Source organism: Azospirillum sp. CT11-132, assembly GCF_047302835.1.
In the GTDB taxonomy this organism is placed as follows: Bacteria; Pseudomonadota; Alphaproteobacteria; order Azospirillales; family Azospirillaceae; genus Azospirillum.
The window spans coordinates 142,254-158,110 of the sequence record NZ_JBGLZA010000007.1 but is presented as its reverse complement, the minus strand read 5'-3'; the positions used below and the strand labels follow the sequence as shown (position 1 = coordinate 158,110).

The following is a 15,857-nucleotide window of genomic DNA, read 5'->3' as shown; positions in this document are numbered from 1 at the left end:
TTTCCTCAGGATCGCGGGGGAAGGCCGAGGGCCTGGCGGATGCCGCGCAGGTCCGCCTCGAAATCCCATCCGGACACGATCTCCAGGCTTCGCCGCCCCATCGACGCGGCAAGGTCCGGGTCGGCGCACAGGGCGCCCAGGGCCTTGGCCATCGCCCCGATGTCGCCGACCGGCACGACGAAGCCGTTTTCGCCGTGGCGGACGAGGTCGGGGCCGCATCCCACCTGATCGCTGACGATGATGGCCTTGCCGAGATTCATGGCTTCGTTGACCACCAGCCCCCAAGGTTCGCAGGAGGACGGCAGCACGAACACGTCGCACATGGCATAGCAGGCGATCAGATCCCTCTGTCCCTGGAATCCCAGGAAATGGACGCTGTCCATTCCCTCCGCCATGGCGCGCAGTTCCGGCATCAGTTCCCCGTCGCCGGCGAAGACGAGGTGGGGCGGCGGCCGGCCGGCAGGTGCCGGGGCCAGTTGGCGAAAGGCGGCCAGGAGATGGTCGGCATGCTTGCGGCGCTGCAGCTTCGAGGCATAGAGGATGACCGGAGCATCGTCCGGAATGCCGATCGCGTGCCGGAGCCGCAGCCCCTCGTCCGGCGCCGCGTTGCGGAAGAAGGCGTTGTCCACGGCGTAGGGACAGGCGAACAGCTTCTCCTCGGCGACGCCCTGCTGCCGGTAGTAGGCGGCGTTCAGGCTGCCGATCGTCAGCCAGCCGTCGGCCAGCCGGTCGATGGCGGCGAAGAAGACGCGCTTCAGCGCCCGGCGCACCGGCCCGCGGCGGCGGCTGATCGGCGTGGCCTCGTCCCGGAACAGGACGCGGATGCCGAGCCGGCGGGCGGTCAGCGCAGCCAGCCAATGGACCGGCCGGCTGTAGCCATGGATCGCCAGGCAGTCGAACCGCCCCTCCTTCAGCCGTCGCGCCAGCCCGCGGCTGAAGGGCCGCAGGAGGTCGAGCTGCCCGGTGCCGCCCCAGGCCTCCAGGAAGTCCGACCGGTAGCCGTCCAGCAGGGGCACGTCCCAGGCGATCCGCCGTCCGAATCCGGGATCTGCGAACTCCCGCACCGTCAGATCGCTGGCATAGAACACCGTCAGGTCGATGTCCGGATCGGCAGCGATCCGGCGGAACAGCGGCGCCGCGTACTGGACGGGGTGGGTGGTGAGGAAGGCAAGCCGGACCGGATCAGTCATATCGCCTCATGGTGGCTCGTCGTTCCGTACGGGAGCCCGTGTGGGGAGCCCGCGTGGGGTCCGCCTGCGGTGGGGGCGGGCGACACCATGCCCAACCGCGGGCGCCGATACAATTCCCCGTCACATCCGAATCGCGAAGACATCGCCCGATGCCTCCCTGCGACGGCGCCGGCACGTCAGGCGAGATGCGACAGGATGTCCCGCACCCGCCGGACGAAGGCGTCCCGGCCGAAGCTCGGCGCCAGCAGGTCGGGAACGCAGGGGCGCGGCGTGGCCAGGGCGCGCTGCAGCGCGCCGGCCAGATCGTCGGGATCGCCGGGATCGGCCAGCCCGCCGATGGCGCCGTCCAGCACCGCCTCGCGCGATCCGTCCACCCGCGAGGCGACCACCGGAACCCCGCAGCCCATCGCTTCCAGCAGCACGATGCCGAACCCCTCCTGCCGCCCGCACAGCGCGAAGGCGTCGGCGAGCCGGTAATGGTCGGCCTTTTCCTCCTCGGGCACGAATCCGGTGAAGACCACGCGCTCCGTCAGGCCGAGCCGGCGGACCTCCGCCTCCAGATGCGGGCGGTCGGTGCCGTCGCCGCACAGGAGGTAGCGCAGCCCCGGTTCCCGTTCCGCCAGCCGCGGCAGCACCGCCAGAAGCTCGTAGAAGCCCTTGTCGCGGTCCATCGCGTCGAGCCGCGCCAGCCCCATCAGCACGCGGGCGCCGGCCACGCCGTAGCGCTCCTCCAGCGCCGCCGGGCGCGGCCCCGGCGTGAAGACGGACAGATCGACCGTGTTGGGCAGCACCGTGCCGCGTCCGGCCGCGATGCCCGACCAGTCCCGGAAGCGGTCGAGCGTGTATCGGCTGACCGCGATCGTCATGTCGACGGAGGAGAGACCGGGAACCTTCACCGGCGTCCAGGCGTCGACCCCGTGGATGACCAGCGCCAGCCGGGCGGGCCTGCCGCGGCGCCGGGCCATCCGGCGGGCCAGCACGGCGACCGGCATCAGGTTGATGTGGCCGCAGATCACGACGTCGAAGCCGCCGGCCGCCTCGTGGAGCGCCGCACCCGCGAACCCGAGTTTTCCCGCCGGTGCCGCGCGCTGCACCGTGCGGGGGGGAAGCCGTCCTGGGGGATGCGGCGCGCGGCGCGGCAGGATGACCAGTTCCCGGACGTCGGGCGAAGAGGACAGGGCGGCCGCCAGATCACGGTTGAAGCGTGATATGCCGCCATGTCCGCCGAACGCATCACTGACGAGAAACAGCAGTCGCATGCGTCGGCAAGGCTCCGGGTTTCTTCCATATGCGGCGGTCCCGTTTGCCGCGAAGAGGCGTCACGGACTGGCCGAAAGGCTTACACCATGTCGGCACGCATCGGTAGCGGCAATGCCCGGGGCCGCAAGCGGCCGTACGCCGCGTCAGCCCGGCCGGCTGGCTGAGGACGGCTGCACAAACGGCACCGCTTGCGCTATAACCGGGAGCAACAACCCTCGGAACAGAGATGAGTCCTCCGATGCGTGCCCAGTCCCGCTACCCCCGTATCGTTGCCGTCGCGGTGCTTGCGCTGTCCACCACGCTGGCCGGCTGCCAGACCGGGTCGATGGGCAACAAGGAGGGGTTCGGCACCGTCGGCGGCGCCATCGCCGGCGGCCTGATCGGCTCGCGCTTCGGCGGCGGCTCGGGCAAGCTGGTGGCGGTCGGCATCGGCACGCTCTTGGGCGCCTTCGCCGGGCGGGAACTCGGCGCCTCGCTCGACCGTGCCGACCAGGCCTATGCCGACCGTGCCGCGACCCAGGCCTACAGCGCCCCCATCGGCCAGCGGATCACCTGGAACAACCCGCAGTCCGGCAACCAGGGCGTCATCGTGCCGGTCAAGGACGGCTATGACGGCTCCGGCGCCTATTGCCGCGAGTTCCAGCAGACCATCGTCGTCGGTGGCCGCACCGAACAGGCTTTCGGCACCGCCTGCCGCCAGCCCGACGGGTCGTGGAAGATTGTGGGGTAAGCGACGAAGCGGAGAAGCGGCTTTCCTTTGTCCGCTCGCCGGAGAAAGATAACCGGCTTCCCCGTTGAACGTCTCCGGCCTCTTCCCATGACCCTGTCCAGCATTCTCGACCGCCGGCCTCTGCTGGTGTCGTTCGACGTCTTCGACACCCTCCTGCTGCGCCGGGTGGAGCAGCCCGGCGACCTGTTCGAGGCAGTGGGCGAACGGGCTTCTGCCATGGGGCTGATCAGGCCTGGACTGACGCCCGTGCTGTTTCGCTTAGCCCGGGAGGAAGCGGAACGACGCGCAAGGACCCGGGTCGCAAGCGCGGAGGTGGGGCTGGCCGCCATCCATGCCGAACTTCGCCACCTCCTGTCCGAAACGGCCGATCCGGCGATGCTGGCCGCTCTGGAACTGGAGGTGGAGGCCGAATGGATTTTCGCCAATCCCCTGCTGCTGACCGTGCTGCAAGACCTGTCGGCAGCGGGGATCCCGGTGGTCCTGCTGTCGGACATGTATCTGTCGCCCACTGATCTGGCGCGGCTGCTGGCGGCGGCGGGGATCGGGCCGGAGCTTTATGGCCGCCTTCATGTCTCCGGTGCCGAAGGCTGCTCGAAACGGGATGGCGGCCTGTTCCGGCTGCTGCTGGCCGCTCATCCTGGTTGCCCTCCCGGACGCATCGTCCACATCGGAGATGACCCGCTGGGCGACGTCGCCATGGCGCGTGCAGCCGGGTTGGAGGCGATCCATTATGTACCGGGACCGGGACTGGCACGCCTGCGCGAGCGCGAGCGAAACGTGATGGGTCTGGCGGCCGACGCTCCGCCTCCACCCCGGCGGCTGGCCGCACTGGCCGGCCGGGAGGATGACGCGGAGGATGCCTTCGCGCTGGAGTTCGGCGCCCTGGTGCTGGGACCGGCGGTGGCGGAATATTGCCGCTGGGTGGTGGAGGAGTGCCGCCACCAGGGCATCCGCCGCATTGCCCCGCTGATGCGCGAGGCTGCCGTGTTCGCCCCGCTGATGCGCGACTGGATCGCCCATCGCGGCTATGACATGGAGGTGGTGGCCCTCCACCTGTCCCGTCAGGCGCTGATGCCGCTGGAACTGGCGGGGCTTGATGCCGCCGCGGCCCGCCGCATCCTGGGGGAGCGGCCGCACCTGCCCTGGGACCGGCTGCTGGTCCAGGCGGGTGGCGAGGTGCCGGCCACCCTGCAGGACCTTGCCGGACTGAGGCTGGAGGAGCTTCTCGCCAAGCCGGCGACAGAATTCGGGGCCGCCGCCGACCGGGTGCTGGCCCTGTTTGACGATCCGGACCTACGCTCCCGCGCCGCGCGCTTGGCCGAAGAGGCGCGAGAGCGGCTGCTCGACCATCTGGCGCAGGTCCTGGGGCGGGAAGAGCCGGTGGCGCTGGTCGATCTGGGCGCCCGCGGCACCACGCCCGCCGCGGTGGCGCGCTTGCTGCCGGAGGGACGATCGCGCTGCCGCATCTTCCTGGCCTATGCCGTCGCCGACATCGTCCATGCTCTTGCCGACGGCATCGGGGTCCAGGTCTTTGCCGGACAGGATAGGACGGGGATTACCCTGGGCCGGGTGCTCTATCGCAGCCCGCAAATCCTGGAACGGGTGCTGACCGGGCTGGACGGCACGACGCTGGGCCATCGGCGGGACGCCGGCGGGCGGGTGGTGCCGCTCCTGGCCGAACCGCCGGCCAAGGGCGGGGAGCGGCGGCTTCTGGCTTTGCTGCAGCAGGGCATCCGCCGCTATGCCGACCTGATGACGGCCGTCTATCCGGCCCGCGGAGAAGGGGCGACGGTCACGGGGGTGCAGGCTTTCCTGCCGCTCGCCGCCGTCCTGCTGCGGCCGACCGCGCTGGAGGCTGACATCCTCGGCAGTCTTGCCTATGACCAGAACGACGGCACGGAAGGAGAGCGCGTCCTCTGCGACGCCACGGCCCTGGCCGCCGTGCGACCGCTGGCGGAGATGGGGGAGGGGCCGATCCTGTCCTTGGCCCTGGGGTTGCGCCCGGCCCTCGCCCCTTGGCCACAAGGCGCGTTGACCCGCCTGGTTCCTGGGATCTTCCGCCAGCCGGCAGACCTGCTGGGGCTGGAGGGCGGCCATGGCCCGGTCTGCCGGGCGCTGGTGGAGCGGCTGCGGGGACGGACAGATGGCCGCTTTGGCATCCTCGCCGTGGGCGGCGATGGCGGGATGGGGCCGGACTTCATCCGCTACGCCCGCGAGGCCGGGTTGGAGCCTGCGGCCTATGCCGACCTGATGGGCCATCTCGTCCCGGCTCCACTGTTCCATGGGGTGCCGGTGCGGGACATGGGCGAGATGGCCGGCTTGGAGGTGGCCCTGGTGCTGGTGACGCTGGGCTATGCCGACCGGCTGGCGGCACTGATGCGCGAACAGGCGGCGGCCAACGGATTGCCGCCGCCGCGCCTGATCGCCTTGGGTCGGCCCGATCTGGAGAGCTCCTAATCGGGGCGCGACGATCTCAGGCGGCGACGATGGTCCCCCGAGTGCGCCGGCCGGCCATCACATTGCGAGTGTCGACGATCAGCCCCGGATAACTTTCCAGCAGCCCGTAATCGACGGTGTCATGGTCGGTGCAGATCAGCACCGCCGTATGGCCTGCCAAAGCCTCGGCGGTCAGGGCAATGCTGCGGCGCCCGGAATACTGGGCATGCTCGCGGGTGGGCGGGATCTCCGGCACATGCGGGTCATGATAGTCGACGACCGCCCCCCGCTCCTCCATGAGAGAGAGGAGAGCGAAGGCCGGGCTTTCGCGCACATCGTCGACGTTCTTCTTGTAGGCCATGCCGAGCAGCAGGACCCGGCTGCCCCTGAGCGCCACACCGGCGTGGTCGTTCAGGGCGTTCTGCAGCACTCCCACCACATAGCCCGGCATCTGGGAGTTGATCTCTCCCGCCAGTTCGATGAAGCGGGTGTTGACGTTGAACTCCCGCGCCTTCCAAGTCAGGTAGAAGGGGTCGATCGGGATGCAGTGGCCGCCCAGGCCGGGGCCGGGATAAAAGGGCATGTAACCGAAGGGCTTGGTCTTGGCGGCGTTGATGACCTCCCAGACATCGATTCCCATGCGGGAATAGACGACCTTCAACTCGTTGACCAAGGCGATGTTGACGGAACGGAAGATGTTTTCCGTCAGCTTCACCGCCTCCGCCACCTGGGTGCTGCTGACAGGCACCACGTTGCCGATGGCCTGACGGTACAGGGTGGCGGCCATGGCGGTCGCGGCCTCGCCGTCGCCGCCAACGACCTTGGGAATGGTGCGGGTGGAGTAGCGGGCGTTGCCCGGATCCTCGCGCTCCGGCGAATAGGCTAGGAAGAAATCGCGCCCGGCAACGAGGCCGCCTCGCTCCAGGATCGGGCGCATCACCTCCATCGTCGTTCCGGGCCAAGTGGTGGATTCCAGCACCACCAGCTGGCCCGGCTTCAGATAGGGCTCCAGTGCCGCCGCCGTCTTCTCGATATAGCTGAGATCGGGTTCGCGTTGCGCCGTCAGCGGAGTGGGTACGCAGATGATGGCCACGTCGGCGCCGGCCAGATCGGCCATCCTGGCGGTCGCTTTCAGCCTGCCGGACTCCAGAAGCGGACGTAGCGGGGCAGAGTCGATGTGCTGGATGTAGCAGTCGCCGCGCCTCAGCCGCTCCGCCTTTTCCGGAGCGATGTCATAGCCGATCACGTCGAAACCGGCCTGCCCGAAAGCCAGCAGGAGCGGCAGCCCGACATAGCCCAGCCCGATGACGGCGACGGTTCCCCGGCGGGCCTCGAAACGTTCGGTCAGCACGGCCGGATCGGGAAGGGAATGCTGGGGCGTCATCATGCTCATGTGGCGTTGTCCGAGAATAGATCCCGATCATGCCCGCTGGCACGGCGGGGGGAAAGCGGCCTGTGGTCGGTCATGCCGGCAAGGCGTCGCGGACGGCCCGGATGATGCGGTCCTGCACCGCCGGCTCCAGGTAGGGGTGCATGGGCAGGCTGAGCACCTCGGCCGACAGGCGGTCGCTGACCGGTAGGCTGCCAGCGGACGGGAAAGCGCGGTAGGCCGTCTGCCGGTGCAGGGGCTTCGGATAATAGACCGCCGTCGGAACGCCTGCGTCCTTCAGCCGCGCCGCCAGCCTATCGCGCCGGTTGCCGCCGACGCGCACCGTGTATTGCGCCCAGACCGAGGTCACACCGTCCGCTATGACCGGCACGGCGACAACATCGCCGAGTCCCCTGGCATAGCGTTCGGCGGCGCGGTTGCGCGCCTCGATCTCGTCTGGGAAAATCTCCAGCTTCTCCAGCAGGATGGCGGCCTGGAGCGTGTCCAGGCGGGAATTCAGCCCGACCCGGACGTTGTCGTATTTGTCGCCGCCCTGGCCATGCACCCGCAGGCTGCGCAGCGTCCGCGCCAGATCGTCGTCGTCCGTGAACAGCGCGCCGCCGTCGCCGTAGCAGCCGAGCGGCTTGGCCGGGAAGAAGCTGGTCGTGGTGATCGTTCCCAGCGTTCCGACCTTTCCCCCGGGGTGGATGCCGCCGAAGGATTGGGCCGCATCGGCGAGGATCCAAAGCCCGTTCCTGGCACAGACGGCGCCGATCCGCTCATAGTCGGCGGCTTGGCCGAACAGATCGACCACCACCGCCGCCACCGGCCTCAGCCCCTGGGCACGGGCGGTTTCAAGCCCCGTCTCCAGGCTGGCGGGGCAAAGATTGAAATCCTCCCCCACATCGATGAAGACCGGGGTGGCGCCGGCCAGGACCACGGCTTCGGCGGAGGCGGCGAAGGTGAAGGATGGCACCAGGACGGCATCTCCGGCCCCGACGCCCTTGGCCATGAGGGCGAGCACCAGGGCATCGGTCCCGTTGGCGCAGCCGATGGCGTGGCGGGCACCGCAGAACCCGGCGAGACGGCGTTCAAGCTCCTGCACCTCCGGACCCAGGATGTAGCCGCCATGGTCCAGGACCCGCTCCATAGCCCGGTCCAGGCGCGCACCCAGCCGGCGGCGCTGGGCGGCCAGATCGATGAAGGGGATGGCCGTCATGGCATAGGCTCCAGCTGCTCGGGACCGGAAAGGCGATAGCGCGTTCCGTCGATCGGACAGACCAGATCGGCTCCCAGCCGCGCGCCGGCCCTGCTCATCCAGCCGTCCCGGCGGGCCGGCACACCCACCATCAGCGCATGGTCGGGCACATCGCGGGTGACCACCGCACCGGCCCCGATGAAGGCATATTCACCCACGGTGACGCCGCAGACGATGGTGCAGTTGGCCCCCAGCGTGGCGCCCCGGCGGATCAGGGTGTCACGGTATTCGTCCTTGCGGGTGATTTCGGCGCGCGGGTTGATGACATTGGTGAACACGCAGGACGGTCCGCAGAACACGCCGTCCTCCAGAACCACGTTGTCATAGACCGAGACGTTGTTCTGGATCTTCACCCGGTTGCCGATGCGCACCCGGTTGGCCACGAACACGTTCTGCCCGAGCGAGCAGCCCTCGCCGATCACCGCCCCGCCACACACATGCGTCCAATGCCAGATGCGGGTCCCCGCACCGATCCTCGCGCCGTCGTCGACGATGGCGGTTTCGTGGCAAGTCCAATTCTGCTGGTCCATCCCGAAAGGCTCCGCGAGGCTCAGGCCGTTTCCAGGGCGCGGGTACAGAACGGGTGATATTCCCCCTTTGGCGCGACCGGCTGGGCATGGCGGATTTCGAACACCGTCTGAATCGACGGCCGGACATCCTCCAGCCCATAGCCGTTGCCTTTCAGGATCTCCGCGTAGCTGACCGTGTGCAGGTCGGTGAAGCCCTCGCTGAATTCCAACTCATCGCCATCGACGGTGATGGAACGGTAGGTCCGCTGGCCACGGGCCTTCGCTTCCGACGGCAGATGGTCGGCATTGATCGACATGAACCAGCGCACCCGGGCACGCTGGAATTCCAGAACCCCGGCAGCGGCATCCTTGCGCAGCAGATGAACCGTATTTCCCCGACAAGGGCCGAAGATCCAGCCCAGCATGTCGAAGAAATGGACGCCAATGTTGGTGGCTATTCCTCCCGACTGGTCGATCTGGCCCTTCCAGCTCACATGGTACCAGTTGCCGCGGGCGGTCAGATAGGTCAGGTCGACGTCGAAGACCTTGTCGGCCGGGGCGGTGGCCACGCGGTCGCGCAGCGCGATGATGGCCGGATGGTGGCGCAGTTGCAGGATGCTGCGGATGCGCCGGCCGGATTCCGCTTCGAACTCGGCAAGCGCATCGACATTCCAGGGGTTGAGGACCAGCGGCTTCTCGCAGATGGCGTCGGCTTGGCTGCGCAGGGCGAAGCGGATGTGCGCGTCGTGCAGGTAGTTCGGAGAGCAAATCGACACGTAATCGATGCCATCCCCTCGCCGCCGGCGCTTGTCGATATGCCGGTCGAACCGCTCGAACTCGGTGAAGAAATGGGTGTCGGGGAAATAGCTGTCGATGATGCCAACGCTCTGGTTGGGATCGAGGGCCGCAACCAGCGTGTTGCCGGTTTCCTTTATGGCCTTCAGATGCCGGGGGGCGATATACCCCGCCAAACCGATCAGGGCGAATCTCTTCATGGCGCACGCATCATCGTCATTTTCCCCAAGCTCGGGCATGGGAATATACAAGCAGGTTCCATGCCGGCGATAGGCCAATCCTCGCCCCCGCCCTCGACCCTGGCCCTTCCATGGCGCTTCGTCTCACCCATTCGGTCCTTGACTATCCGGAAGCTTGACGCTTTGCATCAGGGAAAGGCCCGCGACCGCGCGGCCTGACCATCCCTGGGGTGCGGATATGGATCTGGCTGGCAAGAAACTGGTTGTGATCGGTGGGGCGGGACTGATCGGTTCCCACACGGTGGACCTGCTCGTCCGCAAGGACGTGCGGGAGATCGTCATTTACGACAACTTCACCCGCGGCGTTCCGGCCAACCTTGCCTCCGCCATGCAGGATCCGCGCGTGCGGATTTTCGAAGCCGGCGGCGACATCACCCAGACCGACATCCTGGACAAGGCGCTGGAAGGTGCGGACGGCGTCTTCCACTTCGCCGCCCTGTGGCTTCTGCAGTGTCACGACTATCCCCGCGCGGCCTTCGACGTGAACATCCGCGGCACCTTCAACGTGATGGAGGCCTGCGTCCGCCAAGGCGTGAAGCGACTGGTCTACTCCTCCTCCGCCTCGGTCTACGGCGACGCGGTGACGGAGCCGATGACGGAGGACCATCCGTTCAACAACACAAACTTCTACGGTGCCACGAAGATTGCCGGCGAGGCGATGCTGCGCGCCTTCCATGCCCGCTACGGCCTACCCTTCGTCGGGCTGCGCTACATGAATGTGTATGGTCCGCGCCAGGATTACCGGGGCGCCTACATCGCCGTGATCATGAAGATGCTGGATGCCATCGACCGCGGCCAGCCCCTGACGCTCTACGGCGACGGCTCCCAGGCTTATGATTTCGTCTATGTCGGCGACTGCGCCCAAGCCAATGTCTGCGCCATGGAGGCGGACCGGACGGACCGTTTCTACAATGTCGGTACCGGGCGGCGCACCTCCATCCGTGAACTGGCGGACATGCTGATCGCCATGACGGGAACCGATGCCGGCATCCGGTACGAGCCGGCGGGCCTGACCTTCGTGCGCAACCGCATCGGCTGCCCCAAGCGGGCCCAGGAGGAGATCGGCTTCACCGCTCAAACCTCGCTGGAAGAAGGGCTGCGCCGGCTGATCGATTGGCGCTCGGCCCACATGAACGAGGTCGAGGCACGCCGGCGTGAAGTAAATATTGCCTAGTCTTCGACAGTGCTGGCACGGCTGCCTTCCTGTCGCCCCGCCATTTCCAAGGGTTTTCCCGAGCCGCTTCGAAAGGAGCGGCTCCTCTTATCTTTGGCATGCGCATTGCTTTGCCAAAGCCGTCAACAGCCAAGGGGAAGATCATGTGCGGGATCGCCGGCATTCTGAACGGGCAGGATTTGCCTATCTCTCCCGCGACCCTGCGCGGCATGACCAATGCCATGTTCCATCGTGGCCCGGATGCGGGAGGATGGTGGGCTGAGGGGGGCATCGGGCTGGGACATCGCCGTCTGTCGATCATCGACCTGTCGCCGAAAGGGCGGCAGCCCATGGCGACCCAGGACGGCCGTTTCGTCATGACCTACAACGGCGAAATCTATAATTTCGCCGACTTGCGCAGGGAACTGGTGGGGCTGGGATGGACATTCCGTTCCCAAACGGACAGCGAAGTCCTGCTGAACGGCTTTGCCGCCTGGGGAGCCTCGCTCCTTGACCGCCTGAACGGCATGTTCGCCTTCGCCATCTGGGATCGACGGGACCGACGGCTGTTCCTAGCGCGTGATCGCTACGGCATCAAGCCGCTCTACTATGCCTCCGTGAATGGACAGTTTTTGTTCGCATCGGAGGCAAAGGCGTTTCTTGCCGTGCCGGATTTCCCGCGGCGGATGAACGTCGCCGGGTTGTTCGAATATTTCAATTTTCAGAACTTCTTCACGGACCAGACCTTGGTCGAAAACGTCCGGATGCTCCCCGCCGGCTGCTGGATGGAGATATCCGGCGCCGGAGGAGGCCTGTCCGAACCTCGTCTCCACCGATATTGGGATTTCCACTTCGATGAGCCGGAGACCACCCGGTCGCCAGAGGATTATCTGGAGGAGTTGGACCACCTGTTCCGTCAAGCCGTTTCCCGGCAGATGGTGAGCGACGTCGAAGTTGGAGCCTATTTGTCCGGAGGGTTGGACTCCGGGGCGATCACTGCGCTCGCTTCGCGCCAAGTCCCGCTTCTGCGTACCTTCACTTGCGGGTTCGATCTGCGCAACGCGTCCGGCATTGAGCTCAACTATGACGAGCGTGCTGCCGCAGAGCATATGTCTTACGTATTCAAGACCGAACACTATGAAATGGTCTTGAAGTCTGGCGATATGGAGCGGGTCCTGCCGCGCGTGACCTGGCATCTCGATGAGCCAAGGGTGGGACAGAGCTATCCGAACTACTGCATCTCGCGCTTAGCGGGGAAATTCGTGAAGGTGGTGCTGGCTGGAACGGGCGGGGACGAACTGTTCGGCGGATATCCCTGGCGCTACTATCGTGCTCCACCGGGCACGGGGTTCGAACAATTCTTGATGGAATACCACACGTACTGGCAACGGCTGGTGCCTGCCGAACAGATGAAACCGCTGTTCCGCCCCATCCAGGGAGCGGTGGGTGACCTCAATTCCTTTGAAATCTTCAAGGGCATTTTTCCAGAACATGCCCCTCGCGGCACGCGACCGGAGGACCAGGTCAACAATTCCTTGTATCTCGAAGCCAAAACCTTCCTCCATGGCCTTTTGACCGTGGAGGACAAGCTGTCTATGGCTCATTCCTTGGAAACCCGCGTTCCGTTCCTCGACAATGACCTTGTCGATTTTGCCATGGCGCTGCCGGCGAGCTTAAAGCTTCGCCGCTTCGCCGAAACCGTGCGCCTGAACGAGAACGAGCCGGGCGCCAAGTCGGCCCTGTATTTCCAGAAGACGCGTGATGGTAAGCTGTTGCTGAGAAACCTTATGGAGCGTTATGTTCCGCGGGAGGTGGTGGAGAGGGAAAAGCAGGGTTTCTCCGCACCTGACGCCAGTTGGTTCCGAGGTGAGAGCATCGACTATGTCCGGCGGCTTCTGTTGGGGAAAGAAGCCAGGATTTTCGACTATCTGGACCGCACCGTCATCCGTGGACTCGTCGATGACCATTTGAGCGGTCGCACCAATCGTCGCCTGCTGATCTGGTCTCTCCTGAGCATGGAGAACTGGATAGAAATGTTCCTGACCGCTTCAGGGACGACCGAAAAGGAAACGGCCAATCACAGTGCGGAGGATTGGCAGGCCGACGCCGTCATCATTCCCGGTGGAGAGACTTTCGCAGGCCAATCGCCCTGTCACGCCCTCGCCTCTTCAACATGATGGAAAAGGGGTTGAGTGACTCAACATCAAGATTTCCAACCGGCAGGGGTAAGATGCACGTCCTTGTGACAGGCGCTACCGGCTTTCTCGGTCGACGGCTGCTTTCCATGATCTCTGGGGAACACGAGGTCCATATCCTCACGCGCCGCATGGAGGGACTTGATGACTGCCGGCGGATCGGTTGGGACTTGTCCTCCGGTATGGACGCCAGTCCGGAACTTCCCTCCAGGATTGACGTGATCATCCATCTTGCACAATCGCTGCGGCATGGCGAATTTCCGGATGCGGCGAAAGACATCTTCGCGGTTAATGTCGCGGCCACAACCCAGCTGCTGGAATATGCACGGCGAGCCGGCGCCCGCCAATTCATCCTCGCATCCACAGGCTCCGTCTATGCCGCGTCCTCGTTACACCGGCACGGGGAAGCAGACTTGGTGGTTCCGGAAAACTACTATGCGGCAAGCAAGCTGGCGGCCGAGATGCTGGCGGCGCCCTATCGCGACAGTTTTGCGGTGTGCGTCCTCCGGTTGTTCCATCTGTATGGTGCCGGGCAGGTCGGGCGCCTGATGCCTACCATCATTTCACGCATCCGCAACGGAGTGCCAGTCGTCCTCCAGGGCGATGACGAAGGCATACGCATGACCCCCACACATGTCGAGGATGCCGCCGCAGTATTTAAGCTCTCCATGAACCAGGAGTGGGACGGAACCTTCAACGTCGCATCCCCTGAAATACTAGGGCTTAGAACAATTGCAGAAATGCTGGGGAAGAGGATAGGAAAACCTCCTATTTTCGAACGGCGGCTGGATTTGGTACCCGCGACCATTCTTCCCGATCTTTCCTGCCTTGCCTCCCGTTATTCCCTGGATTCGTTTCGCCCGTTCGCTGTGGGCTTGTCTGACCTGATTTGAACAAAGTCGATCATTCAGCAACTGGCGCCAATCTCCGCTCCGTCTTTCATGGCGATAGCGCCGAAGAGGAAAGACTTCTTGAACTTTCCGCGTTCCAATCGCGTATACCGGCGGCGACCTACCAGAGAGGTCCGGCCAGACGGAACGCAATGACCAAACCGAGTTTTGGTGGTCATATCAATTTACGGATTTTAAATGAAATCGATCACAGGACAACAGGTTATTTTCTGACCATCGCTTTGGCGATTGCGGTTTAACCAATTGTAAAGGCGATGATTAGTATATTGGAAAGCAGTAATCCCATTCAACTACTGAAAAAATTGACAGGATGAGGTGCTGTACTGTTATGAAGTTTGGCATCATAATATGAACAACATTTTCGGAGAATGCCTTGTAGACCGGCGTTAACATACCTGTCTATGCGGCATTGGAAGTGGGACACGCCTCAGAAAGGGGCTGCGGAACGGACGAAACATGAGACTGATCGAGCAACCTGCTGATTTTCGGGCTTCAAACGAAACCTTCATATTCGGCGCCGGAGAAGGAGGTTTAATCGTATACAAGGCACTGAGCAGAGTTTCGAACGTTAAAGTTGTAGGATTTATCGACAACAACAAGCGCGGTGAGCTTCGCGGATTGCCGATCGTTGGATTGGACGATGTTTTGAAACGTGGCGCCAACGCGCGGATCGTCATTGCCAGCACATATGCTTTCGAGATCGCGGCCCAACTTCAGCAAAGCGGTATCACCGATTTCGACAACGCCCTGCCATTGATCAACGCCAAGAACGGCCACAAGACAGAACAGAAACGGCGTTTGAAAGCGCTGATGACCATAATACTTTTTTTTGGCTTTCTCTTCTGGCTGCTGGTGTGAGGTGCTCCGTCATCGGGGCAGGAAATGCAGGAGAGCGGTAATAGGCCGGCATGTCTGGAGCGAGGGCATATGAGGAAGAGAGTCGACATCATTGATATCCTTGGCTTGCCTTGGGATATCCTGACGGAATTGCTGTGGTTGATTAGCGCCATTTTCCTGGCAACAGCAGCCCGTTATCGAAATAAATCCATCGATGTCGGCTTAGGTCCCGAGCCGATGATCAATAATGTTTATCACAAAAAAGCCTTGGAGAAAGCTGGGTACAGTGCGGAAACATATGTTGACAATGTATATTTCATCACAAGGCAGTTTGATCATATTTTGACGCCGGGGAAAGGCATCATCGGCCATTCGATATCTCGGCTAAAACTGTTTTGGCACTCGGTGTCTCGTTACAAGGTAGTTTATATATATTTTAATGGTAGCGTCTTTTTCTTCACGAAATTTATTTGGCGCTTCGAGCCTTATCTGCTGCAGCTAGCCAATGTGAAAGTCGTGGTGATGGCCTATGGAGGAGATGTCCAGGATCACAGCCGCAACCCCAATCTGCTGCTGAAGCATGCAATCGCGGTCGATTATCCAGGTCACGGGCAGAAGCGCCGGCGGATCGCCAGGCAGATCGACTTGTGGACCCAGCATGCCGATCATATTCTCGGCGGCTGCGATTGGGTGGACTACCTGTATCACTGGGACACTTTACAAATCGCCCATTTCTCTATGGACGTCGAAGCCATGGCTGCCCGCGCTGCCGCCTGCCCGCCCCGCCCCTTTGATTCTGATACGCCATTGCGGGTGATGCACGCCCCAAATCATCGTACGGTCAAGGGAACGGCTTTCTTCCTCCAGGCGGTCGAGGAGCTTGTGGCAGAAGGTGTGGCGATCGAATTGGTAATGTTGGAACGGGTCCCCAACGAGGAAATTCTGGAGACCATCCTTGGCTGCGACGTCATTCTG

The 15,857-nt window shown here is 64.1% G+C and carries 13 protein-coding genes; 7 read left to right on the top strand and 6 right to left on the bottom strand.

The genetic code is table 11. The features are described from left to right. Positions 1–5: 5 nt before the first annotated feature. Together ACCD06_RS27980 and ACCD06_RS27975 are read right to left on the bottom strand one after the other, a co-directional pair. Entirely contained in the window at positions 6–1,190 is a 1,185-nt protein-coding gene (locus ACCD06_RS27980; protein WP_413345078.1) for a glycosyltransferase family 4 protein, read from the bottom strand. A 176-nt stretch (positions 1,191–1,366) separates the two neighbouring features. Continuing rightward, complete coding sequence (locus ACCD06_RS27975) at positions 1,367–2,449, bottom strand: glycosyltransferase (protein ID WP_413345076.1); 1,083 nt, start codon at positions 2,447–2,449, stop codon at positions 1,367–1,369. Between the two features lie 239 nt (positions 2,450–2,688). Here ACCD06_RS27975 and ACCD06_RS27970 point away from each other — a divergent pair, with 239 nt between their 5' ends. Both ACCD06_RS27970 and ACCD06_RS27965 read left to right on the top strand, forming a co-directional pair. Further along, a complete protein-coding gene (locus ACCD06_RS27970) occupies positions 2,689–3,180 on the top strand; it encodes an RT0821/Lpp0805 family surface protein (protein WP_413345074.1) in 492 nt (163 codons plus the stop codon). 87 nt (positions 3,181–3,267) lie between these two features. Beyond that, positions 3,268–5,637: an HAD family hydrolase gene (locus ACCD06_RS27965; RefSeq protein ID WP_413345072.1), complete on the top strand. Its 2,370-nt coding sequence runs from the start codon at positions 3,268–3,270 to the stop codon at positions 5,635–5,637. A gap of 16 nt (positions 5,638–5,653) precedes the next feature. Here ACCD06_RS27965 and ACCD06_RS27960 read toward each other — a convergent pair whose 3' ends face one another. From ACCD06_RS27960 to ACCD06_RS27945, 4 genes are all read right to left on the bottom strand, one after another. After that, a complete protein-coding gene (locus tag ACCD06_RS27960) occupies positions 5,654–7,009 on the bottom strand; it encodes a nucleotide sugar dehydrogenase (RefSeq protein ID WP_413345070.1) in 1,356 nt (451 codons plus the stop codon). 70 nt (positions 7,010–7,079) lie between these two features. Further along, positions 7,080–8,204, bottom strand: coding sequence for a DegT/DnrJ/EryC1/StrS family aminotransferase (locus tag ACCD06_RS27955; protein ID WP_413345068.1), 1,125 nt, complete (start codon positions 8,202–8,204; stop codon positions 7,080–7,082). After that, positions 8,201–8,773, bottom strand: coding sequence for an acyltransferase (locus ACCD06_RS27950; protein ID WP_413345066.1), 573 nt, complete (start codon positions 8,771–8,773; stop codon positions 8,201–8,203). Before ACCD06_RS27950 ends, ACCD06_RS27955 begins: the two co-directional genes overlap by 4 nt. A 20-nt stretch (positions 8,774–8,793) precedes the next feature. Continuing rightward, positions 8,794–9,747 (bottom strand): Gfo/Idh/MocA family protein, encoded by a 954-nt coding sequence (locus tag ACCD06_RS27945; protein WP_413345064.1) that lies wholly within the window; start codon positions 9,745–9,747, stop codon positions 8,794–8,796. Between the two features lie 217 nt (positions 9,748–9,964). On the opposite strand from ACCD06_RS27945, the gene ACCD06_RS27940 reads away from it, so the two are divergent. The 5 genes from ACCD06_RS27940 (at position 9,965) to ACCD06_RS27920 (ending at position 14,903) form a co-directional block, all read left to right on the top strand. Beyond that, the gene (locus ACCD06_RS27940; protein ID WP_413345062.1) at positions 9,965–10,960 is read left to right on the top strand and encodes an NAD-dependent epimerase/dehydratase family protein; all 996 of its coding nucleotides are present in this window, start codon (positions 9,965–9,967) and stop codon (positions 10,958–10,960) included. A 143-nt stretch (positions 10,961–11,103) separates the two neighbouring features. Further along, a complete protein-coding gene (gene asnB / locus ACCD06_RS27935) occupies positions 11,104–13,116 on the top strand; it encodes an asparagine synthase (glutamine-hydrolyzing) (protein ID WP_413345060.1) in 2,013 nt (670 codons plus the stop codon). 53 nt (positions 13,117–13,169) lie between these two features. Next, positions 13,170–14,027, top strand: a complete 858-nt coding sequence (locus ACCD06_RS27930; RefSeq protein WP_413345058.1) for an NAD-dependent epimerase/dehydratase family protein — start codon at positions 13,170–13,172, stop codon at positions 14,025–14,027. Beyond that, positions 14,024–14,284 (top strand): hypothetical protein, encoded by a 261-nt coding sequence (locus ACCD06_RS27925; RefSeq protein ID WP_413345056.1) that lies wholly within the window; start codon positions 14,024–14,026, stop codon positions 14,282–14,284. The genes ACCD06_RS27930 and ACCD06_RS27925 overlap by 4 nt, the downstream gene beginning before the upstream one ends. Positions 14,285–14,501: 217 nt before the next feature. Then, positions 14,502–14,903: a nucleoside-diphosphate sugar epimerase/dehydratase gene (locus tag ACCD06_RS27920; RefSeq protein WP_413345054.1), complete on the top strand. Its 402-nt coding sequence runs from the start codon at positions 14,502–14,504 to the stop codon at positions 14,901–14,903. The last annotated feature ends 954 nt before the right edge of the window (positions 14,904–15,857 follow it).

Bases quoted from the DNA above. Each gene is read 5' to 3' on its own strand.
- ACCD06_RS27955 (WP_413345068.1), bottom strand. From the start codon at position 8,204: ATGACGGCCATCCCCTTCATCGATCTGGCCGCCCAGCGCCGCCGGCTG.
- ACCD06_RS27970 (WP_413345074.1), top strand. From the start codon at position 2,689: ATGCGTGCCCAGTCCCGCTACCCCCGTATCGTTGCCGTCGCGGTGCTT.
- ACCD06_RS27940 (WP_413345062.1), top strand. From the start codon at position 9,965: ATGGATCTGGCTGGCAAGAAACTGGTTGTGATCGGTGGGGCGGGACTG.
- asnB (WP_413345060.1), top strand. From the start codon at position 11,104: ATGTGCGGGATCGCCGGCATTCTGAACGGGCAGGATTTGCCTATCTCT.
- ACCD06_RS27930 (WP_413345058.1), top strand. From the start codon at position 13,170: ATGCACGTCCTTGTGACAGGCGCTACCGGCTTTCTCGGTCGACGGCTG.
- ACCD06_RS27950 (WP_413345066.1), bottom strand. From the start codon at position 8,773: ATGGACCAGCAGAATTGGACTTGCCACGAAACCGCCATCGTCGACGAC.
- ACCD06_RS27965 (WP_413345072.1), top strand. From the start codon at position 3,268: ATGACCCTGTCCAGCATTCTCGACCGCCGGCCTCTGCTGGTGTCGTTC.
- ACCD06_RS27945 (WP_413345064.1), bottom strand. From the start codon at position 9,747: ATGAAGAGATTCGCCCTGATCGGTTTGGCGGGGTATATCGCCCCCCGG.
- ACCD06_RS27975 (WP_413345076.1), bottom strand. From the start codon at position 2,449: ATGCGACTGCTGTTTCTCGTCAGTGATGCGTTCGGCGGACATGGCGGC.
- ACCD06_RS27980 (WP_413345078.1), bottom strand. From the start codon at position 1,190: ATGACTGATCCGGTCCGGCTTGCCTTCCTCACCACCCACCCCGTCCAG.
- ACCD06_RS27960 (WP_413345070.1), bottom strand. From the start codon at position 7,009: ATGAGCATGATGACGCCCCAGCATTCCCTTCCCGATCCGGCCGTGCTG.
- ACCD06_RS27920 (WP_413345054.1), top strand. From the start codon at position 14,502: ATGAGACTGATCGAGCAACCTGCTGATTTTCGGGCTTCAAACGAAACC.